Below are 24,744 nucleotides of genomic sequence, written 5' to 3' on the forward strand. Positions count from 1 at the left end.
ATCTTTTTTGGCGGCGGTGCTGTACTTGCGGGGCCTGGCACGGCGGGCCTGAATCAAAAAGCTCGCGGTCAAGACCGCTCCCATAGGTGTGAACGGCGCGGTTGCTTTTTGTGGGAGCGGTCTCGACCGCGATGTTTCACGGCCGAAATGCTGATGAGCCCGTTGGTGGTGTCGGGGACAGTGGGGCCTGGCTCGGCGGGCCTGAATGCAGAAGCTCGCGGTCAAGACCGCTCCCACGAGGGCGGTGGCGCGGCTGCTATTGTAGGAGCGGTCTCGACCGCGAGCTCTTCAAAGCCAGATGGCATCCCACAAGGGATAGTCGCCCAATCGGGCCACCAATCCGGCTCTGAGCGGATTGGCAACCACATAACGGGCGACCGCCTGCACATCTTCCTCCTGACGCAACGCCCGGTCGTGATAACCCGCTTGCCAGAGGGGACCCGAGCTACTGCGCTGACGATTGATGACCCGTGCGCTGTTGGTTTTTACCCGACGCATCAGCTCATCGAGCGAGCTGTCGCCCAGCTCGATCAGCCAGTGGAGGTGATCAGGCATTAGCACCCAGGCCAATGATTGCACCCAGCCGTCCAGCTGTGCCGACTTGAGCTCGGCGACTACAAGTCTGCCGAGTGCGAAGTCTCTGAATACGGGGTGGCGGTCGGATGTGGCTGTGGTGAGCAGATAGAGGTTGCCACGCTGCGAGTGACGCCCTTTGCGTAAGCGGTTCGATTGGTACATGGCAATCCTTTGCCGAGCTTGGAACAGGTGCCGGCTAGCTGACCAAACTGCGTCCTTCGCGGTCAAGACCGCTCCCACGGGTCCGGGTGGCGCGGCTGTTTTTTTGTGGGAGCGGTCTCGACCGCGAAAAGGCTTCAGGAAGCGTCGTGGTTGAAGATAGCGTGAGGACTTTTGACAGGTAGGTCGGCGCCGCTGACAACAGAAGCTCGCGGTCAAGACCGCTCCCACGGGTCCGGGTGGCGCGGTTTGCTTTTTGTGGAAGCGGTCTTGACTGCGAATGGATGCGAACTCGGCCGCCTCGCTCAGCGGATCACTGCGATAGCCGTTGCGGGTTTGAAGAACAAGGTTTCGCCGCGTATCAGGTCGGTCAGGCTGTGGTGATCATGGGCGACTTCCGCTTCGATGGGCTGCGGCTGACCGGCGACTCTGAGAGTCACGCGGGTGACGGCGCCAAGCGGACGGATGTCACGCACTTCAGCCGGTTGGAGGTCGGCCGCGGCGCCACGTGACAGATGGATCTCGTGCGGGCGGAAAAGGATCTGCTGGCCGCCGACCTGCAACTGGTTGGCGTCGCCCAGGAAGTGATAGACGAAATCGCTGGCCGGCTGACGGTAGACCTCGGCCGGCGAGCCGATCTGTTCGATCACACCCTTGTTCATCACCACGATGCGATCGGCCACTTCCATCGCTTCTTCCTGATCGTGGGTGACGAATACCGAGGTCAGGTGCACCTCTTCGTGCAGCCGTGCCAGCCAGCGGCGCAGTTCCTTGCGCACCTTGGCGTCCAGCGCGCCGAAGGGTTCATCGAGCAGCAGCACCTTGGGTTCCACCGCCAGTGCACGTGCCAGGGCGATGCGTTGCCGTTGGCCGCCGGAAAGCTGGTCGGGATAGCGCTCGGCAAGCCAGTCGAGCTGGACCAGCTCGAGCAATTCATGAACCTTCTGCTTGATCCGGCTTTCAGTGGGCCGCTCGCGCCGCGGCTTCATCCGCAGGCCGAAGGCAACGTTGTCGAACACCGTCATGTGGCGGAACAGCGCGTAGTGCTGGAACACGAAGCCGACGTTGCGATCGCGTACATCACGCCCGGAAACGTCCTCGCCATGGAACACGATGCGCCCACTGTCCGGCGTTTCCAGCCCGGCGATGATGCGCAGCAGGGTGGTCTTGCCGCAGCCGGAGGGGCCGAGCAGGGCGACCAGCTCGCCGCTGGTGATGTTCAGGTTGATGTCGTTCAGGGCTTTGAACTGGTCGAACTGCTTGCTGACGTGGCTCACTTCTATGGACATGACTCACTCCTCGCCGGCGGCGGCTTTGAGGCGTTGAAGGCGGGACTCGCTCCACTGCTTGAGCAGCAGGATCAGCAGCGCCAGCAGCAACAACAGGCTGGCCACGCTGAAGGCGGCGACGTGGTTGTATTCGTTGTAGAGAATCTCGACATGCAGCGGCAGGGTGTTGGTGTAGCCGCGGATATGCCCGGAAACCACCGACACCGCACCGAACTCGCCCATCGCTCGCGCGGTGCAGAGCACCACGCCGTAGATCAGGCCCCAGCGGATGTTGGGCAGGGTCACGTGCCAGAACATCTGCCAGCCGTTGGCGCCGAGCAGCCGCGCCGCTTCTTCCTCCTGCGTGCCCTGTTCCTGCATCAGCGGGATCAGCTCGCGGGCGACGAAGGGCACGGTGACGAACACCGTGGCCAGGACGATGCCGGGTAAGGCGAAGATGATCTGGATGTCGCGCTCGCCCAGCCATTCGCCAAAAAAGCCCTGGGCGCCGAACAGCAGCACGTAAATCAGGCCAGCGATCACCGGCGAGACCGAGAAGGGCAGGTCGATCAGCGTGACCAGCAGGCTTTTGCCGGTGAATTCGTATTTGCTGACGCACCAGGCCGCGGCCACGCCGAAGACCAGGTTGAGTGGCACGCAGATGCCGACTGCCAGCAGGGTCAGTTTCAGCGCGGCGAGGGCATCGGCTTCGAAGATCGCGCCGAAGAAGGTGCCGAGGCCGAGCTTCAATGCTTCACCCAGCACCACCAGCAACGGCAGCAGCAGGAACAGCGCGAACGTCAGCCAGCCGGCGAGGATCAGCAGTCGCCGCGGCAGTGGGTTGCCCTGGCGTGTCTTGCCGGCCAGCGGGACGGCAACGGAGGTGGTGGTCATCTCAGCCATGGGTAATTCTCCGTTGCAGCAGATTGATCGCCAGCAGCAGCACGAAGGACACCAGCAGCATCAGCACGCCAATGGCCGTGGCGCCGTGGTAGTCGTACTGGTCGAGCTTGACCATGATCAGCAGTGGCAGGATCTCAGTTTTCATCGGCATGTTGCCGGCGATGAATATCACCGAGCCGTATTCACCGACACCGCGAGCGAAGGCCAGGGAAAAACCCGTCAGCCAGGCCGGCAGCAGCGCCGGTAGCAGCACGTAGCGGGCGATCTGCAACGGTTTGGCACCCAGGCAAGCGGCCGCTTCCTCCACTTCGCGGGGGATGTCGGCCAATACCGGCTGCAGGGTGCGAACCACGAAGGGCAGGGTGACGAACGTCAGCGCCAAGGTAATGCCCAGCGGGGTGTAGGCGATCTTCAGGCCCAGTTCGGCCGCCAGTCGGCCGATCATTCCGTTCGGTGCGTACAAGGCGGTCAGGGCAATGCCTGCCACAGCGGTGGGCAAGGCGAAGGGCAGGTCGATCATCGCTTCGATGATCTTGCGGCCGGCAAAGCGGTAGCGCACCAGCACCCAGGCCAGTAGCGAACCGATCACGCCGTTGATCAGCGCGGCGACGAAGGCGGTGCCAAAGCTCAGCTTCAGCGCCGCGACCACGCGCGGCGCCGTGATGATCGCCCAGAACTGCTCCCAGGTCAGTTGTGCGGCGTGGACGAACAGGGCACCCAGTGGGATCAGCACCAACAGGCTGAGGTACACCAGGGTGTAACCCAGCGTCAGCCCGAAGCCGGGTATGACGGGGGAGGTTTGACGGGACATGGATCGGCCTTGTCTATTCGAACAATGTGTCGGCTGGAGCGTCACGAGCGCAGCTCAGACAAGGCGAAGGCCGGCGTGGGCCGCGGAGTTTACGGGCGGTAAATGAGCAGGCCCGAGCCGGTCTTCAACGCAGTATGAGCAAGCGCAGTAGCTTCATTCGGTCTGGTAGATCTGGTCGAACACGCCGCCATCGTTGAAGAACTTCGGCTGCGCGACGGCCCAGCCACCGAAGTCGTCGTCGATGGTCACCAGCTTCAGCGCGGGGAATTGCCCGGCGAACTCGGCGGCCACCGCCTGGTTGCGGGGGCGATAGAAGTGCTTGGCGGCGATGCGCTGGCCCTCGTCGCTGTAGAGGTAGTTCAGGTAGGCCTCGGCGACTTCACGGGTGCCCTTGCGCTCCACGTTCTTGTCGACGACTGCTACCGGGGGCTCGGCGAGGATCGATAGCGACGGCGCGACGATTTCCAGGGCATCGCCACCTTCTTCCTTGAGCGCCAGGAAGGCTTCGTTCTCCCAGGCCAGCAAGACGTCGCCGATCTGGTTGTTGACGAAGGTGATGGTCGAGCCACGCGCGCCGGTATCCAGCACCGGCACCTGCTTGTAGAGCTGAGCGACGTATTCCTTGGCTTTCTCCTCGCTGCCGTACTGCTGTTGGGCCCAGGCCCAGGCGGCAAGGAAGTTCCAACGCGCGCCGCCGGAGGTCTTCGGGTTCGGGGTGATCACTTCGACGCCGGGTTTGATCAGGTCGCCCCAGTCCTTGATGCCCTTGGGGTTGCCCTTGCGGACGAGGAAGACGATGGTCGAGGTGTAGGGCGTGCTGGCGTCCGGCAGACGGCTCTGCCAGTCGGCCGGGATCAGTTTGCCGATCCGGTGCAGCTCGTCGATGTCGCCGGCCAAGGCCAGCGTCACCACGTCGGCGCGCAGGCCGTCGATGACCGCGCGGGCCTGCTTGCCCGAGCCGCCATGGGATTGCTGAATGCGCAGCGGTTCATGGCCTTGCGCCTGCCAGTGCTTGTTGAAGGCGGCATTGAAATCGACGTAGAGCTCGCGTGTCGGATCGTAAGACACGTTGAGCAGTTCGCCGGCGGCAAAAGCCTGACCGACGACAAGGGCGCTGGCCAGAACGGCCAGGATGGGTTTTCTGATAGACATGGAGGCTCCTTCTCGCATCCGTGCGGACGCGTTGCGTGCTGCTGGTGAGTTCTGGGTAGGGCGGTGGCGTCAGCTACGCATTCGGCAACGACAGCGGTGCAGCAGAAGGGCGGTCTGGGTTGGCGTGTACATGTTTAGGCTTTCCTGGCGTAGGTTCATGTCACGCCCTCCGGTGGTCCGGTCGGGGTGGGGTTTGGGTCAGGCCTGCTTACCGGATGGCTGCAGGCGAATTTTCTCTTTGCGCTCGATCTGCACAATCTGGCCGTTGTGCAGGGTGATTTCTACAGAGCCATACTTCAGGCCCTGCATCGCAAGCCGGATCTCATGCAGGCCATCGGCTTCTTCCCGGAGCTCGGGTGTTCGCGGTTCGGTTGTCATTGTCATGTCTCATGAGCCATGTGAGCGCGATTCGAGCCGCGCTTTGGCGAATCATAAGCAGCTGCACATATTCTCTAAAAATACTGTTTAGTTGGATTTATATTCATTTATAGAATAAACAGGCCGCACTCCTCATCAGGCACAAGAACGCAGCAACTGAAGGTAGAGACGATCGCTGATAGGTGTCGCCGCGGCCAGGGAGAACCGGTGTCATTCGTTACACTCTGATGCTTCATCGCCGTTCATCGAGCCGTCGCATGCCCAGCCCCGCACCCTCCAACACCTACGCCTCCCTTCCTCTTGTGCTCGCCGGTCCCCTGCTGCGCCGGCTCGAAGCGGGGCGGCTGGTGCTCTGGCTGGTTGCCAGCGAGCCGCTGTCGTTGCGCCTGATGCTACAGCCCGAAGGAGAGGCGCCGGTTTCTCTGGCCGTGGAAGGCAAATGCTCTCGCCAGTTGCGAATGGGTACGTCGGCCTGGTTACACCTGATCGACCTTCATCTGGATAGCCCGCTGCCGGTCGATCAGATGATCGAATACGACGTGTTAATCCAGCGCGACGGCCAGCAACAGGGCATCGCTGTTTGGGCGCCGCACCTGATTCACGAAGGATTCCAGCGCCCGGCCTTTGTCGTGCGCTCGCGCTACGACGATCTGCTGCATGGCTCCTGTCGCAAGCCGCACCATGCTTCGGCAGACGGATTAGTCACCGTCGATTCCCTGGTCGCCCAGACCCGCCGGGCCCCCGAACACTGGCCCGCCGCGCTGCTGATGACCGGCGACCAGATCTATGCCGACGACGTCGCCGGGCCGACCCTGGTAGCCATTCACGGATTGATCCGCCGGCTCGGTTTGTATGGCGAGTGTCTGGAAGGTGCAGTCGTCGCCGATAGTGATGAGCTGATGGCGCATTCGGCGACCTACTACCGGCGTGAGCAGTTGCTGCCGGCGTTCAAGTCCAACGAGGCGCTGCGCGAGCGCTTCTTCGGCGGCGTGGAAAAGCCGGTGTTCACGACGTCCAGCGCACATAACCATCTGGTCTCGCTGGGCGAGGTGTTGGCCATGTACCTGCTGGTCTGGTCGCCGATACCCTGGCAGCTGATCGAGCTTCAGCCGCCAGCGCTGGACGGCGAACTGGCTGATCGCTGGGCGCGTGAGCTACGTGCTATCGATGACTTCCGGGCAGGCTTGCCGCAGGTTGCGCGTGCACTGGCGCACCTGCCGTCACTGATGATCTTCGATGACCACGACATCACCGACGACTGGAACCTTAGCGCCCGCTGGGAAGAGACCGCCTACGGCCATCCGTTTTCCCGCCGCATCATCGGCAACGCACTGCTCGGTTATCTGCTGTGCCAGGCGTGGGGCAACGATCCGGATGCCTGCGTCACCTCACTGGATGGCGTCGAGGCGCTATTGGCCAGCGGCGAAGCTGGACGGCTGGATTGCACGCTGCACGATGGTGTGGTCGATGAGCTACTGCAGCGCGGCGACTGGGGCTACGTGTTCCCCAGCGAGCCGGCGCTGGTAGTGCTCGACACGCGCACCCGGCGCTGGCGCAGCGAGCGCAATCTGAATCGGCCGTCGGGCTTGATGGATTGGGAGGCGCTCACTGATTTCCAGCAGGAACTGCTCGACCATCGTTCGGTGGTCATCGTCTCGCCGGCACCGATGTTCGGCGTCAAGCTGATCGAGGTCGTGCAGCGCGTGTTCAGCTGGGCCGGGCTGTCGCTCTTGGTCGACGCCGAAAACTGGATGGCCCATCGCGGCGCGGCGCAGGTCATGCTCAACATCTTTCGGCATACCCGCACGCCGGGTAACTACGTAATCCTCTCCGGCGACGTGCATTACTCGTTTGCCTATGAAGTGCACATTCGTGGCCGTGCCGAAGGCCCACGGCTATGGCAGATCACCAGCAGTGGCGTGAAGAACGAGTTTCCACCGCGCCTGCTCGACCTGTTCGACCGGCTCAATCGCTGGCTGTATTCGCCGCGCTCGCCGTTGAACTGGTTCACCAAGCGCCGCCGGGTGCGGGTCCAACCGTGGCTGCCGGGCCGCAGCCGGGCCGGCGAGCGCCTGTGGAACGGTGCGGGCATCGGTCGAGTGCGACTGGATGCCGAGGGGCGGCCGTCGCGTGTCGAACAGATCAATGCCGATGGGTCACCGCCGGTGAGCTTCGCCCCCGAGCGCGACCCGGCGCCCTAGGCGAACGCCGCGCGCAGCTCCGGCAGCGTTGCGTAGTAATACGCTGGCGAGTGCGCCATCAGCTCGGCATGGCTGCCAAAGCCGTAACCCACCGCTGCCGCTTTCAGCCCGTTGCTGTGCGCACCGATCAGGTCGTGCTTGCGATCGCCAATCATCAGTGTCTGCTCTGGATCGAGCCCTTGTTCGGCGATCACGTGGGCAATCAGCTCGACCTTGTTAGTCCGAGTGCCGTCCAGCTCGCTGCCGTAGATCAGCTTGAAGTGATGATCGAAGGCGAAATGCCGGGCGATTTCGCGGGCGAACACTGAGGGCTTCGAGGTCGCCACATAGAGCGTCCGGCCTTGTCCGCGCAGGTGTTCGAGCATCTCCAGCACACCGTCGAACAGCAGGTTTTCGTACAGCCCGACCGTTTTGAAGCGCTCGCGGTAATGGCCGACGGCTTCCCATGCCCGCGCCTCATCGAAGCCATAGAACTCCATGAACGCCTGTAGCAGCGGTGGGCCGATAAAGGGCTCGAGCTTGCGCAGGTCCGGCTCGTCGATACCGAGCTTTGCCAGCGCATGCTGAATCGAGCGGGTGATGCCTTCGCGCGGGTCGGTGAGGGTGCCGTCGAGGTCGAAGAGGATGGTGGAATGGTGCATGGGAGAAGCGGCCGGTAGCGGGTGGCCGTCAATTGTCCTTTACCCCTCGGCGCGAGGGCAAATGAGGCGCGCCGAGCGGTGCGGCACCTGTCAAAGCTCGCGATGCATGATGTAGCAGTCCACCAGCCCAAGGGTCCGATGGCGGTAAGCACGCGGCAAGGTTCAGTCGGCACAGCCTTCGGCCAGGTGCTGGTTCTTCAGCTTCACGTAGTTGCCAGCGGTATAGCTGAAGAAGCTGCGCTCCTTGTCGGTCAGTGGCCGGGCCTGCTTCGCTGGGCTGCCGACGTAGAGATAGCCGCTTTGCAGTGTTTTGCCCGGTGGCACCAGGCTGCCGGCGCCGATGATGACTTCGTCTTCTACCACCGCGCCGTCCATCACGATGGAACCCATGCCCACCAGGATGCGACTGCCGAGAGTGCAGCCGTGCAGGGTGACCTTGTGGCCGACCGTGACTTCGTCGCCAATGGTCAGTGGGAAGCCGTCCGGGTTGAATGGGCCGGCGTGGGTGATGTGCAGCACGCTGCCGTCCTGGATGCTGGTGCGTGCGCCGATGCGGATGCGGTGCATGTCGCCGCGGATCACGGTCAGTGGCCAGACGGAGCTGTCCTCGCCGATCTCGATGTCGCCGATGAGCACGGCGCTGGGGTCGACAAAGACGCGTTCGCCAAGTACCGGCGTGTGGCCCTGGAAGGTTCGGATGCTCATGGGTTGTTCCTTTAGCGTGTGAAAGTTTGGCCGGTCACTGGTAGACCCGGCCTTCGACGGCATTGCTGCCGGCGCGGAAGAATTCGCCTGGCGTTGCGCCGAACTGCTCGCGAAACGCGGCGATAAAGGCTGAAAGTGAGTCGTAGCCGCAGCCCAGCGCCACATCGGTGACGCGCTCGCCGCGCTCCAGCGCCGGCAGCGCGCTGAGCAGTCGCAGGCGCTGACGCCAGGCACGAAAGGTCAGCCCGGTTTCACGGAGAAACAGCCGGCTCAGGGTCCGCTCCGAGACGCCCAGCGTGCGGCTCCAGTCGGCCAGGCCTTCCTGCGACTCCGGCTGCGCCTGCAGGCTTTTGCATAGCCGATGCAGGCGTGGCTCGGCCGGCAGTGGCAACACCAGTTCGACCTCCGGCGCGCAGCTCAGCTGGTCCAGCAGTACCTGCACCAGTCGGCCTTCCGCGCCGTCTTCGGCATAGGCTTCGGGCAGGGTGCTGAAATGCCGGATCAGCTCGCGCAACAGCGGGCTGACCTGCAGCACACGGCAGTGCTCGGACGCCTCGCCGGCCACGGCCTGATCGATGTAAAGGCTGCGAATACAGGTGTCCGGCGCGCAGAAAACCTGGTGCGTCACGCCCGCTGGAATCCACACCGCGCGCAGCGGTGGCGCGATGAAGCGGCCACTGTCGGTGCGTACTTCGAGTACGCCTTCGACCGCGTGGGATAGCTGCACCCAGGGGTGGCTGTGGCGGTAGCCGAGCTTGAGGTTGGGCGGCGAGTCGAGCTGGCCGTAGACCGGCCTCGGCAACGTCTTGAGCTCGCCGAGGCGGGTAATCAGCGCGGCTTCTTGTCCGATTGGCGACATTTCATGCCTGCTTGGCGTTAGTCGGAAGGTGCCGCCCACGTTAAGGTCGATCCCTGTTGCCTGCAAGCCCCAAGGAACCGCCGCCATCGCGCTGCTGTTCTTCATGCACGGCGCCAAGCTGTCTCGCGAGGCGATCCTCGCCGGTGCCGGCCACTGGCGTCTGCACCTTCGTTATGTTTCCGCTGCTCGGGCTGGTGCTCAAGCCGGTGCTGACCCCGATGGTGGGCAACGATCTTTACCTGGGCATGCTCTACCTCTGCGCGCTGCCGGCTACGGTGCAATCGGCCATTGCCTTCACCTCGCTGGCGCGCGGCAACGTGCCGGCGGCGATCTGTAGCGCCGCGGCGTCCAGCCTGATCGGCATCTTCCTCACGCCCTTGCTGGTGCTGCTGTTGATGGGTGTCGAAGGGGACAGCGGCTCGACGCTGGATTCCATAGGCAAGATCGTGCTGCAACTGCTGGTGCCCTTCGTCGCCGGGCAGGTCGCCCGCCGCTGGATCGGCGCCTGGGTGACGCGCAACAAGACCTGGCTGAAAACCGTAGATCAGAGTTCGATCCTGCTGGTGGTCTACACCGCGTTCAGTGGCGCTGTGGTCGAAGGGCTCTGGCAGCTCGTGCCGCTTGGCAACCTGCTTGGACTGGTGGTGGCCTGCTGCCTGTTGCTGGCCATCGTGCTGTGGCTGACGAGCATGCTGGCCAAGGTATTCGGCTTCAATCTGGAGGACCGCATCACCATCCTCTTCGCCGGTTCGAAGAAGAGCCTGGCGACCGGCGTGCCCATGGCGCAGGTGCTGTTCGCCACCAGCGCGGTCGGCATGATCATCCTGCCGTTGATGCTCTTCCATCAGATCCAACTGATGGTCTGCACGGTGCTCGCCCAGCGCTATGCGCGGCGGCCCGAGCTGCCTGTGGAATCGCCTGCGGCTTCGTAGAAGCCACTTGTCTGTGCTCCGGCAAGCGGCCGTTGCGACGGGTACGAGCCAGCTTGCCGGCGATCCGCAGTGGCGGTACGCAACGCTGCCGGAGCGGCATACACGCGATCGCGAGCGAAAGGCTGTGCCGCGGGAACCCGCGCTGCAGGAAACCGTCGCAATAAGAGCGACTCGGCCGAGTGGGGCGGGTTCGCTTTTCACTGTTACGCAGCGCATCCGGGATTGCACAAGCTCAGCGGATTCATCATGCATAGCGCCACGCTATCGAGCCGTTTGCTGGCTGCGCGGCCGGGCAATTGTCTTTAACATGCTCGGCTGATCACTTTATTTCAGAAGGGGCAAACGCCGTGACCGATACCAATCCGCTGCTGCGCGATTTCGACCTGCCGCCCTATTCCGAGATCCGTCCGGAGCACGTCGAGCCGGCGGTCGATACCGTCCTCGGCGAGAACCGTGTCGCCCTGCAGGAACTGCTCAGCCGCCCGGCCGAGAGCCTCGACTGGAGCACCCTGGTGGTCGGCCTGGACGAAATGAACGAGCGCCTCAGCCGCGCCTGGGGGCCGGTCAGCCACCTCAATGCGGTGCGCAACAATGCTGAATTGCGCAGCGCCTACGAGGCCTGCCTGCCCAAGCTGTCCGCCTACGCCACCGAACTGGGGCAGAACGCCGAGTTGTTCGCCGCCTATCAGGCGCTGTCGCTGAACCCCGAGGCAGAAGGCTTCGACGTGGCGCAGAAGACCATCATCGAACACGCTCTGCGTGACTTCCGCCTGTCTGGCATCGACCTGCCGCCGGCCGAGCAGCAGCGCTTCGGCGCGATCCGCATGAAGCTCGCCGAGCTGGGCAGCACCTTCTCCAACCAACTGCTCGACGCGACCCAGGCCTGGACCAAGCACGTCACCGACGAAAGCCTGCTGGCCGGCATCACCGACTCGGCCAAGGCGCAGATGGCAGAAGCGGCCAAGGCCAAGGAGCTCGATGGCTGGCTGATCAGCTTGGAATTTCCCAGCTATTACGCGGTGATGACCTACGCCGACAATCGCGCGCTGCGCGAGGAGGTCTACGTCGCTTACTCCACCCGCGCCTCCGACCGGGGGCCGAATGCCGGCCAGTTCGACAACGGCCCGGTAATGGAACAGATCCTCGACCTGCGTCAGGAACTGGCCCAACTGCTGGGCTTCGGCAACTACGCCGAGCTGTCGCTGGCGACCAAGATGGCCGAGAGCACCGATCAGGTGCTGGGCTTCCTGCGTGACCTGGCCACGCGCAGCAAGCCGTTCGCCGAGCGCGACCTGAAGGAGCTGCGCGCCTTCGCTGCCGAGCAGGGCGTCACCGATTTGCAGAGCTGGGACGTCAACTACTTCGGCGAGAAGCTGCGCCAGGCCCGCTACAGCCTGAGCCAGGAAGAGCTGCGCGCCTACTTCCCGGTGGACAAGGTGCTGTCCGGCCTGTTTGCCATCGTCAAGCGTCTCTACGGTATCGAGATCCACGAACTGGAAGACTTCGACAGCTGGCACCCGGACGTCCGCCTGTTCGAAATCCGCGAAAAGGGCGAGCACGTCGGACGCTTCTTCTTCGACCTCTATGCGCGGGCCAACAAGCGCGGCGGTGCCTGGATGGACGGCGCGCGCGACAAGCGCCGCACCTGCCTCGGCACGCTGCAGACGCCGGTAGCCAACCTGGTCTGCAACTTCACCCCGCCGGTGGGCGAGCGCCCGGCGCTGCTGACCCACGATGAAGTCACCACGCTGTTCCACGAGTTCGGCCACGGTCTGCATCACCTGCTGACCCAGGTCGAGCATGCCGGTGCCTCGGGTATCAATGGCGTTGCCTGGGATGCGGTCGAACTGCCGAGCCAGTTCATGGAGAACTGGTGCTGGGAGCCCGAAGGGCTGGCGCTGATTTCTGGTCATTACCAGACTGGCGAAACGCTGCCGCAGGACCTGCTCGACAAGATGCTGGCGGCGAAGAATTTCCAGTCCGGCCTGATGATGGTGCGCCAGCTGGAGTTCTCGCTGTTCGACTTCGAACTGCACGCCACCCACGGCGACGGCCGCAGCGTGCTCGAGGTGCTCGAAGGCATCCGCGCCGAGGTCTCGGTGATGCGTCCGCCGGCCAGCAACCGCTTCCCCAACAGCTTTGCGCACATCTTCTCCGGCGGTTACGCGGCGGGGTATTACAGCTACAAGTGGGCCGAGGTGCTGTCTTCCGATGCCTTCTCGCGTTTCGAGGAAGAGGGCGTGTTCAACCCTGACACCGGCCGTGCCTTCCGCGAGGCGATCCTGGCGCGCGGCGGTTCGCAGGAGCCGATGGTGCTGTTCGTCGACTTCCGCGGCCGCGAGCCGTCCACCGATGCGCTGCTGCGCCACCTGGGCCTGACCGAGGAGGTCGCATGAGCGACGAACCGAAAGTGACCACCAAACGCTTCATCGCCGGCGCCGTGTGCCCGGCATGCAGCGCCACGGACAGCATCAAGATGTGGGACGTCGACGGCGTGCCGCATCGCGAGTGCGTCGAATGCGGCTACGCCGACACGCTCAACGCGCAGGGGCAATCAGTGCCGTCTGAGCTGGGTACGCGGGTCAACCAGGCCAAGCCGAAAGCCGCCGATCCGCAGGTGCAGGCGGTGCAGTTTTTCCCCAATCCGAAGCTGAAGAAAAAAACCGACTGATCCGAGGGAGGCTCGCCATGTGGCATCTCACCTGTGGCGACCTCGCCGCGGACAGCGTCCGGCCGCTGCTGGCTGACGGCAGTGAGGTCCGCGTGCTACGCGATGACCTGGCCGTCGGCCCGCTCGCCGATATCGACATCCCGCCGTGTGCGGCGCGGCTGGCCTTTTGGGAGGCGCTGTGGCCGGCAGCCATGACGCCGCGGCCGGATTTCACCGGCATCGTGGGTGATGCGTTGTGGCTGAAGGAGTTGTCTGGCCAGCCGCGGCCGGTAACCGTCTGGCATGGCGACAGCGCTTCCGAGCAGCTGATGCTGGCGCGGGTGGCGGCGGCGCTGGAGGGATCTTCGCTGCCCTTCTATGAAGTCGCCTGCGGCACCGGTGACAGCCGGGTCGGCACGCGCATGGCGGTGTCCATGCATACGCCCGAAGCACTGGTAGCACTCGACCAGCCGCGGCCTGTCGAGCCCGCCAGGGTCGCCACGCTCGCCAGCCAGTGGCGCACCGCCGTGGCGGACAACGCAGCGATACGGCGTTGGCTCGACGGTCGTTTCGTCGGTGAGGATTATCGGCGAATCGACCGCGAGCTCACCGAGGCCTGCGGTGACGAGGAGATGCCATTATCCCGAGCCATGGCCGAGGTCATGGGCCGCTGCGACGGCTTTTTCGCGACGGATATGTTTCTTTACTGGCGCGCCCGGGAGCTGGCGCAGCGCGGTGTGCTGCGCCTGTCCGACGACCACGACGCTGGCTACGCAACGGTTCAGGTACGCCACGCCTCGGATTGAGCCGGCATCGCTGCGCCAGGCCGCGATCAACACCCGGTGGCGGCTTAGCCGGCGATCTTCTCGCCGACCAGTGCCGCACGCGGCGCGCGCGCGAAGCGCTGCTTGAGTCTCATCGCCGGGGATTCGATCAGATGCCAGGACAGGATCGCCAACAGCAGCGTCGGCACGAGGCTGATCACGGTCAGCTGGAACACGCCGATTTCAGGGCCGAGCAGGTATACCACGAGCTGCTGGAACGGAAAGGCGTAGATGTACATGCCGTAGGAGAAGTCGCCGTGCTTGCCGAACCGGGAAATCAGCGGGATCGGGGCATAGGCGAGGTAGATCACCAGATAGGGCAGCGCGACCACGTAAACGTAGGGGCCTGCGGCGGTGTGGAAGGTCAGGCCCAGCGCAGCGACCAGGACCACCGCGATCCAGCCGCGCCAGGGCAGGGCGTCGCGATAGAGAAAGAGCGCGGAGCCGGTGTAGTACAGCAAGCCCAGCTTGACGATGTTGTTGATGAAGAACGACTCGATCCCGAGCATCCTCAGTATCCAGAAATGTCCCAGGGCGAGGCCGGCGATCGGCAGGAAGATCAGCCGGCGATTCAGCAGGCCGATCAGCCCCATCATCATCACGCCGAGGTACATCAGCACTTCCAGCGGCAGCGTCCACAATGAGCCGTTCACCACGTTCGGATAGATGTTCTGGGTGAACACGCCCGGCAGTTCGAAGCGCGTGACGAGCAGGATGTTCTGCAGATAGGTCCAGGTGACTGAGGACGAGAGATAGCTGATCATGCTCCGGTCGGTCACCAGCGGTCCGATGACGAAGGCAGAAAGCAGCACCGCCAAAATCAAGGCCGGGAACACGCGCAACGCACGCTTGATGAGAAAGCTCTTCGCGCTGCTGCTATTGATCCAGGAGGAGGTGATCAGGTAACCGCTGATCACGAAGAAGATCGCGACGGCCATCTCGCCGCCATTCTCGTAGCCGGTCAGCAGCTCGATGGGTTCATCGGGTCGGCGCCCGGTCAGCGGATAGCTGTGAACGAGGAGGACCATCGTTGCTGCGAAGAATCGCAGAAAATCGAAGTTGTTTTCGTGAGCGAGCGGTGCGCCTGGCTGGGCGGGCATCTTCACCTCCTTGTCGATACCGGGACGGATTACAGCCGTGAGCCAGCTTGGGCACAAACGGGTGGCGATAATTCCCTGGCCGTTGGTTTTTTTCCGACCATCGGCGTGGAGATGTTCGGCCGGTTACTTGATACTGTATGCATGAACAGTACTCGGAGGCTTCAATGCGCGCTCCCATCACCACGCCGCGGGGCCGCGGCACCGCGATCAATCCGGACAACCGCTTCGCCCCGACGCGCAGTGAAGCCTATGACGATGGCTGGGAGCAGGATGTGCCGCAGACCCGGGCAACCGAGGTGCGGATCGAGACGGCGAAAACCGTGCTTACGCGCAACCAGTCGCCGGATGTCGGCTTCGATCGTTCGGTCAATCCCTATCGTGGTTGCGAACACGGCTGCATCTACTGCTTTGCACGGCCCAGCCACGCCTACTGGGATCTGTCGCCAGGGATCGATTTCGAAACGCGGCTGATCGCCAAGACCAACCTCGCCGAGCGCCTCGAGCAGGAGGTGAGCAAACCCGGCTACGTGCCGCAGCCCATCGCCCTGGGCGTCAACACCGATGCGTATCAGCCACTGGAGCGCGAGCAACGGTTGACGCGCCAGGCGCTGGAGATCCTGCTGCGCTTCAAGCATCCGGTGCACATCATCACCAAGGGATCGCTGGTGTTGCGCGATCTCGACCTGCTGGTGCCGCTGGCCGAGCAGAAGCTGGTCAGCGTCTCGGTCAGCCTGACGACGCTGGACGACGAGCTCAAACGCATCATGGAGCCGCGGGCAGCATCGCCCTCGGCGCGGCTGCGGGTTTTGCGCAGCCTGCACGACGCGGGTGTACCAGTCAGCGTGATGTGCGCGCCGATGATCCCGATGATCAACGACATGGAGCTCGAGCGGATGCTGGAGGCCGCCCGTGAAGCCGGAGCGCGGTCTGCCGGCTACGTGCTGTTGCGGCTGCCACATGAGGTGGCCACGCTGTTCGACGAGTGGCTGCAGGAGCATTTTCCGCAGCGCGCCGCCCACGTCATGAGCCTGGTGCGCCAGTCGCGGGGCGGCAAGGACTACGACAGCCGCTTCGGCAGCCGCATGCGCGGTGAGGGCCAGTTTGCCCAACTGCTCGCGCAACGCTTCCAGCTGGCCTGCAAGCGCCTCGGTTACAACCGGCGAGACCAGAATTATGGCCTCGATTGCACCCGCTTCGCGCCACCCGGCCAGCAGATGACGCTGCTGTAGTAGCTGAGCGCGGCTTCGCTGGAAAAGCTCGCGGTCAAGACCGCTCCTACAAAAGCGGTGCCGCGCGTGGCCTAAGTACAAGCACCAGCCCCGTGGGAGCGGTGCCGCGCACGGCCTTAAGTGCCAGCACCGAGCCTCCGTGGGAGCGGTCTCGACCGCGAAGGCGTCTGTTGTGGTGACTGAATTTCTGAGCGGCTTCGCTGAAAAGCTCGCGGTCAAGACCGCTCCTACAAAAGCGGTGCCGCGCTAAGCCTAAGTACAAGCACCAAGCCCCGTGGGAGCGGTATTGACCGCGAATGGCTCGGCTGCGTCGTTGATCGCAGACCTGGCGGGTGCTCGGGGTCGGTTCGCTTCTAACACGATGGGGATCGTTTGCTAGGGCAGAGCCGCCGAAACCAGTCGGGCGTGTCCAGGCTTGGGGTGGTTCAAGAAAGGCACAAGGGCGACGCCACAGGGCGGCTCGCCGGAACTCTACGCCGCGCTTCGCGCACCAACCCAGGTATCGCTGAGGCGTCGGATGGCCGGCGCCCTGTGCAAGGTGGAGGCCTTTTGGACTGGATCGATCTGCTGCAGTGGCCGGCGATGGTGGTCACGGTACTGGCTGCCTGGTTGATCGGCTCGTTGAAGCCGCGTCGGCGTACGGTGGGATTCTGCTGTTTTCTGCTGAGCAATCTGCTCTGGGTGATCTGGGGTTGGCATGCCGAAGCATGGGCGTTGATCGCGCTGCAGGTGTGTCTGGCGCTGATGAACATCCGCGGTGTGAAGAAGAACGACCAGCCAGCACAGGCTCAAGCCAGCGCCTGAGCCGTGAAATTGCCAGGTTTGGATCGCTGTCTATACTCCGTTCGTAAGCGTACCGATTGAATCCGACTGCGCGTGCAAAGCGAGGCCTGGCAACCAGTAGTTGGGGGGAGCCGGACCGGAGCGTGGTCAGGCCGTGGGCGCGAGCGCTTGCTCGACGCTGCGACCAGACGAGCGGTCGGCGGGATAACAAGAACCATAAGGGGAACCCGCAATGTCGCGACATCCACGAGTCTGGATGGGGATTGGGCTGTGGTCGCTGTTTGCGCAGGCCCAGGCGGCCTGGGATGTGAACATGCGATCCGGTGTGACCGATGTCAGTCGCTCCGTATTCGATCTGCACATGACCATTTTCTGGATCTGCGTGATCATCGGCGTGCTGGTGTTCGCGGTCATGTTCTGGTCGATGTTCGCGCACCGCCGCTCCAAGCGGCTCGAGTCTGCGCATTTCCATGAGAACACCAAGGTCGAAGTGCTCTGGACCATCATCCCGTTGCTGATCCTGGTCGGCATGGCGATACCAGCCACCCGCACGCTGATCCACATCTACGATGCCTCCGAATCGGATGTGGATATCCAGGTCACCGGCTACCAATGGAAGTGGCACTACAAGTACCTGGGCGAGGATGTCGAGTTCTTCAGCAACCTGACCACGCCGCGCGACGAAATCAACAACCTTGCGCCCAAGGGCGAGCACTACCTCCTCGAAGTGGACCAGCCGCTGGTTATTCCGGCAGGCGCCAAGGTGCGCTTTCTGGTCACCGCGGCGGACGTCATCCATTCCTGGTGGGTGCCGGATCTGGCGGTGAAGAAGGATGCCATCCCCGGATTCATCAATGAATCCTGGACCCGCGTCGAGCGGCCCGGCATCTACCGCGGGCAGTGCACCGAGCTGTGCGGCAAGGATCATGGCTTCATGCCGATCGTGGTGGAGGTCAAGTCCGCCGAAGACTATGCCGCCTGGCTGGGCGAGAAAAAGGCCGAAGCCGCCAAGCTGGCAGAGCTGACCAGCAAGGAATGGACAGTGGACGAGCTCGTTGCCCGCGGCGAGAAGGTCTACCTGACCAACTGCGCCTCCTGTCACCAGCCCACCGGCATGGGGCTGCCGCCGATGTTCCCGGCGCTCAAGGGCTCGCCGATCGCCACCGGCGATGCCGAAAATCACCTCAGCGTGGTCGTCCATGGCCGGCCGGGCACAGCGATGCCGGCCTTCGGCCCGCAGTTGTCGGAAGTCGACCTGGCCGCTGTGGTGACCTACGAGCGCAACGCGTGGGGCAACGACAAGGGCGACATGGTTACGCCGAAAGACGTGCTCGATTTCAAACAGGCCGAAGAAGCCAGTCAATAAGGGGTAGGCAGCGATGAGTGCAGTGATCGACGATCATGGGCATGCCGGGCATGACCATCACCACGGCCCGGCCAAGGGACTCTCGCGCTGGCTGCTGACCACCAACCATAAGGACATCGGTTCGATGTACCTATGGTTCAGCTTCTGCGCCTTCCTGCTGGGCGGTTCGATGGCCATGGTCATCCGCGCCGAGCTGTTCCAGCCGGGCCTGCAGATCGTGCAGCCGGAATTCTTCAACCAGATGACCACCATGCATGGCCTGATCATGGTCTTCGGCGCGGTGATGCCAGCCTTCGTCGGCCTGGCCAACTGGATGATTCCGCTGATGATCGGCGCGCCGGACATGGCCCTGCCGCGGATGAACAACTTCAGCTTCTGGCTGTTGCCCGCCGCGTTCGGGCTGCTGGTCTCGACCCTGTTCATGGAGGGCGGTGGACCCAACTTCGGCTGGACCTTCTATGCGCCGCTGTCGACCACCTATGCGCCGGAGAGCGTGACCTACTTCATTTTCGCGATCCACCTGATGGGCATCAGCTCGATCATGGGCGCCATCAACGTCATCGCCACCGTACTCAACCTGCGAGCGCCGGGCATGACCCTGATGAAAATGCCGCTGTTCGTCTGGACCTGGCTGATCACCGCGTTCCTGCTCATCGCGGTGATGCCGGTGCTGGCGGGCGTGGTGACCATGATGCTGATGGACATCCACTTCGGCACGAGCTTCTTCAGCGCGGCGGGCGGCGGCGATCCGGTGCTGTTCCAGCACGTGTTCTGGTTCTTCGGCCACCCCGAGGTCTACATCATGATCCTGCCGGCGTTCGGCGCGGTCAGCTCGATCATCCCGGCCTTCAGCCGCAAGCCGCTGTTCGGCTACACCTCGATGGTCTACGCCACCGGGGCCATCGCCTTTCTCTCGTTCATCGTCTGGTCGCACCACATGTTTACCGTCGGCATACCGGTGACCGGCGAGCTGTTCTTCATGTACGCGACCATGCTCATCGCCGTGCCGACCGGGGTGAAGGTGTTCAACTGGGTCTCCACCATGTGGCGTGGCTCGCTGACCTTCGAGGCGCCGATGCTGTTCGCGGTCGCCTTTGTCATTCTGTTCTCCATCGGCGGCTTTTCAGGGTTGATGCTGGCCATTGCCCCGGCTGACTTCCAGTACCACGACACCTACTTCGTGGTGGCGCATTTCCACTACGTGCTGGTGCCCGGCGCGATCTTCGGCATCTTTGCCTCGGCCTACTTCTGGCTGCCCAAGTGGACCGGGCACATGTATGACGAGACGCTGGCCAAGCTGCATTTCTGGATGAGCTTCATCGGCATGAACATGGCGTTCTTCCCCATGCACTTCGTGGGGCTGGCCGGCATGCCGCGGCGTATCCCCGACTACAACCTGATGTTCGCCAACTTCAACATGGTCTCGAGCATCGGCGCCTTCATGTTCGGTGCGACTCAGCTGTTGTTCCTCTTCATCGTCATCAAATGCATCCGCGGCGGTCCGGCGGCTCCCGCCAAACCGTGGGACGGCGCCGAGGGCCTGGAATGGAGCGTGCCGTCACCAGCCCCCTATCACACCTTCAGCGTGCCGCCGACTATGGATGAGCTGCACGAACACCGCACCGGCCCGAAAGATGATTAGGCGAACGGCGGCTGGAAGCGGGAGGTTGGACGAAGTGTGGCTTCGATCGCCCACGCCTGGGTCACCAGCGGAGCAACCGGTTATTCGCGGTCAAGACCGCTCCCGCGAGAGCGGGGCACCGGTGGGAGCGGTCTCGACCGCGAGCTTTTCGACGGCAGGTCAGCCGACACACCGAGGGCTGCTGAATGAACACTGAGCTGCCTCTCATAAAGCAAGCCCGCCGCCCGCTGTTTGTGGCTATTCGCGGTCAAGACCGCTCCCACGAGAGCGGGGCACTGGTGGGAGCGGTCTCGACCGCGAGCTTTTCGACGGCAGGTCAGCCGACACACCGAGGGCTGCTGAATGAATACTGAGTTGCCTCTGGCCAAGCTGATTCGCCGACTGTTGCTGCTGGTGGTGGTGATGTTCGCCTTCGGCTTCGCCCTGGTGCCGCTCTACGATGTGATGTGCAAGGCCTTTGGCATCAACGGCAAGACCGCCGGCGCCTACGAGGGCACACAGGTGACGGATGACGCCCGTGAAGTGCGGGTGCAGTTTCTGGCCACCAACGCCTCGGGTATGACCTGGGAATTCCATCCGCTGGCCGATCAGCTCAGCGTGAACCCGGGCGCCATTCAGGAGATGCGCTTCGTCGCCTTCAACCCCACCGACCGTCCGATGACCGCGCAGGCGGTGCCGAGCATTTCGCCATCCAAGGCGGCCGCCTATTTCCACAAGACCGAGTGCTTCTGCTTTACCCAGCAGGTGCTGCAACCCGGCGAGCGCATCGAAATGCCGGTGCGCTTCATTGTCGATCGTGATTTGCCCGCAGATGTGCGTCACCTGACGCTCGCTTACACCCTGTTCGACATCACGTCTCGTCAGCCTCCGGTCGCCGTTGTCCAGGCGCCCGGGGCGGCGGGCAAGGAGAGTCTGCAATGAGCCAACCGACCCCCGCGTACGAGAAGTACTATGTTCCCGCTCAAAGCAAGTGGCCGATCGTCGCGACCGTGGCGCTGCTGACCACCGTCTACGGGCTGGGTACCTGGTTCAACGATCTCAAGGCCGACCGCGCCGAGTCCCACGGACCGCTGATCTTCTTCCTCGGCGCCTTGCTGATCGCCTACATGATGTTCGGCTGGTTCGGTGCGGTGGTGCGTGAAGGCCGTGCGGGACTCTACAGCCACCAGATGGATCGCTCGTTCCGCTGGGGTATGAGCTGGTTCATCTTTTCCGAAGTGATGTTCTTTATGGCCTTCTTCGGCGTGCTGTTCTATGTCCGCTACTGGGTCGGGCCCTGGCTAGACGGCGAAGGCGACAAGGGTGTCAGTGCGATGCTTTGGCCGAACTTCGAGTTCAGCTGGCCGCTGCTGAACAACCCGGACCCCAAGCTCTACCCTGCGCCGGAAGGCACCATCAGCCCATGGGGCCTGCCGCTGATCAACACCATCCTGCTGGTCAGTTCCAGTTTCGTCCTGACCTGGGCGCACCATGCGCTGCGCAAGGGCCACCGCAAGCAGCTCAAGCTGGGGCTGGGGATCACCGTGCTGCTGGGTGCCACGTTCCTCAGCTTGCAGATCGAAGAGTACATCCACGCCTACACCGAGCTGGGGTTGACGCTCGGTTCGGGAATCTACGGTGCGACCTTCTTCATGCTCACCGGGTTTCACGGGGCGCATGTGACCATCGGCGCAATTATTCTGACGGTCATGCTGGTGCGCAGCTTCCGCGGCCATTTCACGCCTGACCAGCACTTCGGTTTCGAGGCGGCGGCCTGGTACTGGCACTTTGTCGATGTGGTCTGGATCGGCCTGTTCATTTTCGTCTACGTGCTCTAGGGCGGGTGCAAGCCGGCGATGCGGCCGGCGTCTGGTTCGATGTGCCTGTGGTTCAACCGAACCCCGGTCGCAGTTGGCCGGAATAGAAACCCCAGGCGATCAGGGCGACCGTCAAGGCGGTGAGGGAGACGCGAATGAAAAGGGCGGTGAGCACGCGAGATCTGCGGCCCTCGTCCTTGACCAGGAAGAACAGACCACTGAACAGACTGACCAGCGTGGCCACTAACAATAGAACAATCGCCGCCTTGAGCATGAGCGGGTCCGCCTTAACAGGTGAACTGGGGGAAGTGGGGTGCAGTATAGCCAGCCGTATCGATACGCCGCGGGACGTGACATGAGCGGCTTCAAGCCAGGCCTGTTGCCCACCCTGGTGGTGCTGTGCCTGCTGCCGTTGCTGGTCTGGCTGGGGTGCTGGCAGCTGGAGCGCGCCGAGCAGAAGCGCGACATGCTGGCCCGGCAGGCAGCCCGTGAAGTCGCCGCGCCAGTGGCACCGGAGCAGGTCGAGCAGCTTGACGACCCGGCTTATGCGCGTGTCTATCTGCAAGGCAGCTTCGACGCCGCGCACAGTTTTCTGCTCGATAGCCGCACCCGTGATGGCCGGGTCGGCGTGGAGCTGTTGCAGCCATTCCGGGATGAACCCAGCGGCCGCTGGGTGCTGATCAATCGCGGTTGGTTGCCCTGGCCGGATCGACGAGTCCCGCCGAAATTCGATACGCCCGATAGACCGCTGAAACTGGCTGCATGGATTTACGCGCCTTCCGGCAAGCCGTTCTTGCTCAACGAGCGCATGGCAGAGGGCTGGCCAAGATTGCTCAATCACGTCGATGTCGAAGCGCTCTGGCAATTGCTCGGACGCGATGGCGTCGCATACGAGCTGCGACTGGAGCCCGGCCCGGCGGCGTACCGGGCGGACTGGCCGATCACCACCATGCAGCCGCAGCAGCATCTGGGCTACGCGGTGCAGTGGTTTGCGCTGGCAGCGGCGCTGCTGGCGTTGTTCATCTACTTCGGCGTGCATCAGGCACGAGGGAGCAAGCAGTGACCGCGATGAATCCGACCTTTACTCCCGCGCAACCCCAACGTCGCCGCGGCCGGCTGCAATTGCTGCTGATCCTGGCCGTGGTGATCGGCCCCATGTTACTGGCGACGGCGATGTATCGGTTCGGCTTCTGGATACCTGAAAGCCGAACCTACCACGGCGCTCTGGTGGCCACCGGCCAGGACCGCACGACGCTCGGCATAACCGTGCCGGCCGCCGCCGAACCGCGCTGGGAACTGCTGGTTACGGCACCGCAAGCGTGCGCCGAAGACTGCCAGCAGCTGGTCTACCTGGCGCGACAGATCAATATCGGCCTGGCGCGCGAAGCCGGCCGTGCCGGCCATGCGCTGGCGACCGGACAGGCGCTGAGCACCGACTACGATCAGCGCCTGCAGCGCGAATACCCGCAGCTACAGCGCTATGCGCTGGACCCGGCCGCTTATGGGAGCAACCCGGAGGCACCCGGCGGCGCGCAACTGTGGATCATCGATCCGCACGGCAATCTGGTGCTGCGTTACGACGCCAAGGCCAATGGCAAGGCGATCCTCGATGACCTCAAGCACCTGTTGAAAATCTCCCAGATCGGCTGACTAAGGCACTCGGCCGCCTCGCTGAAGTCTCAACGAGGTCGCCCAAGGAGAACCAGATGGCAAAACCCGGATATCGTCTTGCCCTCATTGCCACGCTGTTGGCCGTCGTGGTGGTACTGCTCGGTGCCTATACACGGCTGACCCACGCCGGCCTCGGCTGCCCGGACTGGCCCGGTTGCTATGGCTTTCTAGCGGTACCCATGAGCGAACAGGCACAGAGCCTGGCGGCGCTGCGCTTCCCGGATGCGCCGGTCGAGGTGAACAAAGGCTGGAACGAGATGGTGCATCGCTACTTCGCCGGCGCGCTGGGGCTGGTGATTCTCGCGCTCGCCGTGCAGGCGCTGCGGCGGCATGCGCAGCCGGGCCAGCCGGTCAAGCTGCCGTTGCTGCTGCTGGCCGTGGTCATTACCCAGGCGGCGTTCGGCATGTGGACGGTGACCCTGCAACTCTGGCCCCAGGTGGTGACCGCGCACCTGCTGGGCGGCTTCACGACCTTGAGCCTGCTGTTTCTGCTAACCCTGCGCCTGTCAGGGCGCCGCCCGGCCGTCCGGCCCCTACCGGCCCGGATCAGATCGCTGGCGATGCTCGGTCTGCTGGCGGTAATCGCCCAGGTCGCGCTGGGCGGTTGGGTCAGCAGCAACTATGCGGCGGTGGCCTGTACCGACTTCCCTACCTGCCACGGCGAGTGGTGGCCCGAGATGGATTTCGCCAATGCATTCAACCTGACTCACCACGACATCGGGCCCAACTACCTCGGCGGCCTGCTCTACGGCGAGGCACGTACCGCCATCCATCTCACCCATCGTCTCGGCGCGCTTACCGTGGCGCTGCTGTTATCGACCCTGAGCTGGCAGCTCTGGCGCAACGGCCTGCCTCGTCTTGCCGGGCTGTTGCTGGCGGCGCTGGCGCTGCAGGTCGGGCTGGGCATCAGCAATGTGCTGCTCAACCTGCCGTTGGCTGTCGCCGTTGCCCACAATGGCGGCGGCGCCTTGCTGCTGCTGGTCACGGTGCTGATCAACTACCACCTGCATCCGAGCCGCGAGACCGCCGTCGCGCCGGCGGCTCGGGCACAGCAGACTCCAGACACGCTAGGCGGGCTCGACCTGCCTCGCGCTTGAC

The 24,744-nt window shown here is 63.7% G+C and carries 24 protein-coding genes and 1 pseudogene; 14 read left to right on the forward strand and 11 right to left on the reverse strand.

The genetic code is table 11. The annotated features are described in order from the left end of the window. Window positions 1-288: 288 nt before the first annotated feature. The 6 genes from KCX70_RS00470 to KCX70_RS00495 all read right to left on the reverse strand — a co-directional run bounded on the left by KCX70_RS00470 (window position 289) and on the right by KCX70_RS00495 (window position 5,247). Complete coding sequence (locus tag KCX70_RS00470) at window positions 289-738, reverse strand: REP-associated tyrosine transposase (RefSeq protein ID WP_102851881.1); 450 nt, start codon at window positions 736-738, stop codon at window positions 289-291. 302 nt (window positions 739-1,040) lie between these two features. Continuing rightward, window positions 1,041-2,024 (reverse strand): sulfate/molybdate ABC transporter ATP-binding protein, encoded by a 984-nt coding sequence (locus KCX70_RS00475; protein WP_212618954.1) that lies wholly within the window; start codon window positions 2,022-2,024, stop codon window positions 1,041-1,043. A 3-nt stretch (window positions 2,025-2,027) separates the two neighbouring features. Next, window positions 2,028-2,897, reverse strand: a complete 870-nt coding sequence (cysW, locus tag KCX70_RS00480; protein WP_031310667.1) for a sulfate ABC transporter permease subunit CysW — start codon at window positions 2,895-2,897, stop codon at window positions 2,028-2,030. A gap of 1 nt (window position 2,898) precedes the next feature. Beyond that, the gene (gene cysT, locus KCX70_RS00485) at window positions 2,899-3,717 is read right to left on the reverse strand and encodes a sulfate ABC transporter permease subunit CysT (protein ID WP_102846281.1); all 819 of its coding nucleotides are present in this window, start codon (window positions 3,715-3,717) and stop codon (window positions 2,899-2,901) included. A 153-nt stretch (window positions 3,718-3,870) separates the two neighbouring features. Continuing rightward, window positions 3,871-4,869, reverse strand: a complete 999-nt coding sequence (locus KCX70_RS00490) for a sulfate ABC transporter substrate-binding protein (protein WP_212618955.1) — start codon at window positions 4,867-4,869, stop codon at window positions 3,871-3,873. A 198-nt stretch (window positions 4,870-5,067) separates the two neighbouring features. Then, window positions 5,068-5,247: a DUF2292 domain-containing protein gene (locus KCX70_RS00495; RefSeq protein ID WP_102846283.1), complete on the reverse strand. Its 180-nt coding sequence runs from the start codon at window positions 5,245-5,247 to the stop codon at window positions 5,068-5,070. 257 nt (window positions 5,248-5,504) lie between these two features. Between KCX70_RS00495 and KCX70_RS00500 the strand changes: the two genes are divergently transcribed. Continuing rightward, window positions 5,505-7,448: an alkaline phosphatase family protein gene (locus KCX70_RS00500; RefSeq protein ID WP_212618956.1), complete on the forward strand. Its 1,944-nt coding sequence runs from the start codon at window positions 5,505-5,507 to the stop codon at window positions 7,446-7,448. Here the strand turns inward: KCX70_RS00500 and KCX70_RS00505 are convergent. The 3 genes from KCX70_RS00505 to KCX70_RS00515 all read right to left on the reverse strand — a co-directional run bounded on the left by KCX70_RS00505 (window position 7,445) and on the right by KCX70_RS00515 (window position 9,653). Further along, the gene (locus KCX70_RS00505; protein ID WP_212618957.1) at window positions 7,445-8,089 is read right to left on the reverse strand and encodes an HAD family hydrolase; all 645 of its coding nucleotides are present in this window, start codon (window positions 8,087-8,089) and stop codon (window positions 7,445-7,447) included. The genes KCX70_RS00500 and KCX70_RS00505 overlap by 4 nt on opposite strands. A 162-nt stretch (window positions 8,090-8,251) precedes the next feature. Next, the gene (locus KCX70_RS00510) at window positions 8,252-8,794 is read right to left on the reverse strand and encodes a gamma carbonic anhydrase family protein (RefSeq protein ID WP_212618958.1); all 543 of its coding nucleotides are present in this window, start codon (window positions 8,792-8,794) and stop codon (window positions 8,252-8,254) included. A 34-nt stretch (window positions 8,795-8,828) separates the two neighbouring features. Next, window positions 8,829-9,653 carry an AraC family transcriptional regulator gene (locus tag KCX70_RS00515; protein WP_212618959.1) on the reverse strand — a complete coding sequence of 275 codons (825 nt, stop codon included), beginning with the start codon at window positions 9,651-9,653 and terminating at the stop codon, window positions 8,829-8,831. 82 nt (window positions 9,654-9,735) lie between these two features. Here KCX70_RS00515 and KCX70_RS00520 point away from each other — a divergent pair. The 4 genes and pseudogenes from KCX70_RS00520 to KCX70_RS00535 all read left to right on the forward strand — a co-directional run. Next, window positions 9,736-10,585, forward strand: a pseudogene (locus KCX70_RS00520) (bile acid:sodium symporter family protein); the annotation flags it as partial. A gap of 347 nt (window positions 10,586-10,932) precedes the next feature. Continuing rightward, a complete protein-coding gene (gene prlC, locus KCX70_RS00525) occupies window positions 10,933-12,981 on the forward strand; it encodes an oligopeptidase A (protein ID WP_212618960.1) in 2,049 nt (682 codons plus the stop codon). Beyond that, the gene (locus KCX70_RS00530; RefSeq protein ID WP_021206334.1) at window positions 12,978-13,256 is read left to right on the forward strand and encodes a YheV family putative zinc ribbon protein; all 279 of its coding nucleotides are present in this window, start codon (window positions 12,978-12,980) and stop codon (window positions 13,254-13,256) included. Before prlC ends, KCX70_RS00530 begins: the two co-directional genes overlap by 4 nt. A gap of 17 nt (window positions 13,257-13,273) precedes the next feature. Continuing rightward, on the forward strand, window positions 13,274-14,041 hold the full coding sequence (locus KCX70_RS00535; RefSeq protein ID WP_212618961.1) for a DUF1835 domain-containing protein: 768 nt from the start codon (window positions 13,274-13,276) through the stop codon (window positions 14,039-14,041). 44 nt (window positions 14,042-14,085) lie between these two features. Here KCX70_RS00535 and KCX70_RS00540 read toward each other — a convergent pair whose 3' ends face one another. Beyond that, window positions 14,086-15,159 carry an acyltransferase family protein gene (locus tag KCX70_RS00540; protein ID WP_212618962.1) on the reverse strand — a complete coding sequence of 358 codons (1,074 nt, stop codon included), beginning with the start codon at window positions 15,157-15,159 and terminating at the stop codon, window positions 14,086-14,088. A 164-nt stretch (window positions 15,160-15,323) separates the two neighbouring features. On the opposite strand from KCX70_RS00540, the gene KCX70_RS00545 reads away from it, so the two are divergent. The 6 genes from KCX70_RS00545 to KCX70_RS00570 all read left to right on the forward strand — a co-directional run bounded on the left by KCX70_RS00545 (window position 15,324) and on the right by KCX70_RS00570 (window position 21,996). Beyond that, window positions 15,324-16,388: a PA0069 family radical SAM protein gene (locus KCX70_RS00545; protein ID WP_212618963.1), complete on the forward strand. Its 1,065-nt coding sequence runs from the start codon at window positions 15,324-15,326 to the stop codon at window positions 16,386-16,388. A 549-nt stretch (window positions 16,389-16,937) separates the two neighbouring features. Next, the gene (locus KCX70_RS00550; RefSeq protein ID WP_031311155.1) at window positions 16,938-17,192 is read left to right on the forward strand and encodes a hypothetical protein; all 255 of its coding nucleotides are present in this window, start codon (window positions 16,938-16,940) and stop codon (window positions 17,190-17,192) included. Between the two features lie 211 nt (window positions 17,193-17,403). Further along, entirely contained in the window at window positions 17,404-18,537 is a 1,134-nt protein-coding gene (gene coxB / locus KCX70_RS00555) for a cytochrome c oxidase subunit II (protein WP_021209121.1), read from the forward strand. 13 nt (window positions 18,538-18,550) lie between these two features. After that, window positions 18,551-20,179 carry a cytochrome c oxidase subunit I gene (gene ctaD / locus KCX70_RS00560; protein WP_021209120.1) on the forward strand — a complete coding sequence of 543 codons (1,629 nt, stop codon included), beginning with the start codon at window positions 18,551-18,553 and terminating at the stop codon, window positions 20,177-20,179. 342 nt (window positions 20,180-20,521) lie between these two features. Further along, a complete protein-coding gene (locus KCX70_RS00565) occupies window positions 20,522-21,100 on the forward strand; it encodes a cytochrome c oxidase assembly protein (protein ID WP_212618964.1) in 579 nt (192 codons plus the stop codon). Beyond that, complete coding sequence (locus KCX70_RS00570; RefSeq protein ID WP_021209118.1) at window positions 21,097-21,996, forward strand: cytochrome c oxidase subunit 3; 900 nt, start codon at window positions 21,097-21,099, stop codon at window positions 21,994-21,996. The genes KCX70_RS00565 and KCX70_RS00570 overlap by 4 nt, the downstream gene beginning before the upstream one ends. A gap of 52 nt (window positions 21,997-22,048) precedes the next feature. Here KCX70_RS00570 and KCX70_RS00575 read toward each other — a convergent pair whose 3' ends face one another. After that, a complete protein-coding gene (locus KCX70_RS00575; RefSeq protein ID WP_021209117.1) occupies window positions 22,049-22,249 on the reverse strand; it encodes a twin transmembrane helix small protein in 201 nt (66 codons plus the stop codon). Between the two features lie 81 nt (window positions 22,250-22,330). Here KCX70_RS00575 and KCX70_RS00580 point away from each other — a divergent pair, with 81 nt between their 5' ends. The 3 genes from KCX70_RS00580 to KCX70_RS00590 are packed head-to-tail and all read left to right on the forward strand — an operon-like array spanning window position 22,331 to window position 24,743. Beyond that, window positions 22,331-23,038 carry an SURF1 family protein gene (locus KCX70_RS00580; protein WP_212618965.1) on the forward strand — a complete coding sequence of 236 codons (708 nt, stop codon included), beginning with the start codon at window positions 22,331-22,333 and terminating at the stop codon, window positions 23,036-23,038. Window positions 23,039-23,043: 5 nt separating this feature from the next. After that, window positions 23,044-23,625: a hypothetical protein gene (locus tag KCX70_RS00585; protein ID WP_212620260.1), complete on the forward strand. Its 582-nt coding sequence runs from the start codon at window positions 23,044-23,046 to the stop codon at window positions 23,623-23,625. Between the two features lie 56 nt (window positions 23,626-23,681). Then, window positions 23,682-24,743: a COX15/CtaA family protein gene (locus KCX70_RS00590; RefSeq protein WP_212618966.1), complete on the forward strand. Its 1,062-nt coding sequence runs from the start codon at window positions 23,682-23,684 to the stop codon at window positions 24,741-24,743. Window position 24,744: the final 1 nt, after the last annotated feature.

It is taken from the genome of Stutzerimonas stutzeri (genome assembly GCF_018138085.1).
GTDB lineage: Bacteria > Pseudomonadota > Gammaproteobacteria > Pseudomonadales > Pseudomonadaceae > Stutzerimonas > Stutzerimonas stutzeri_AI.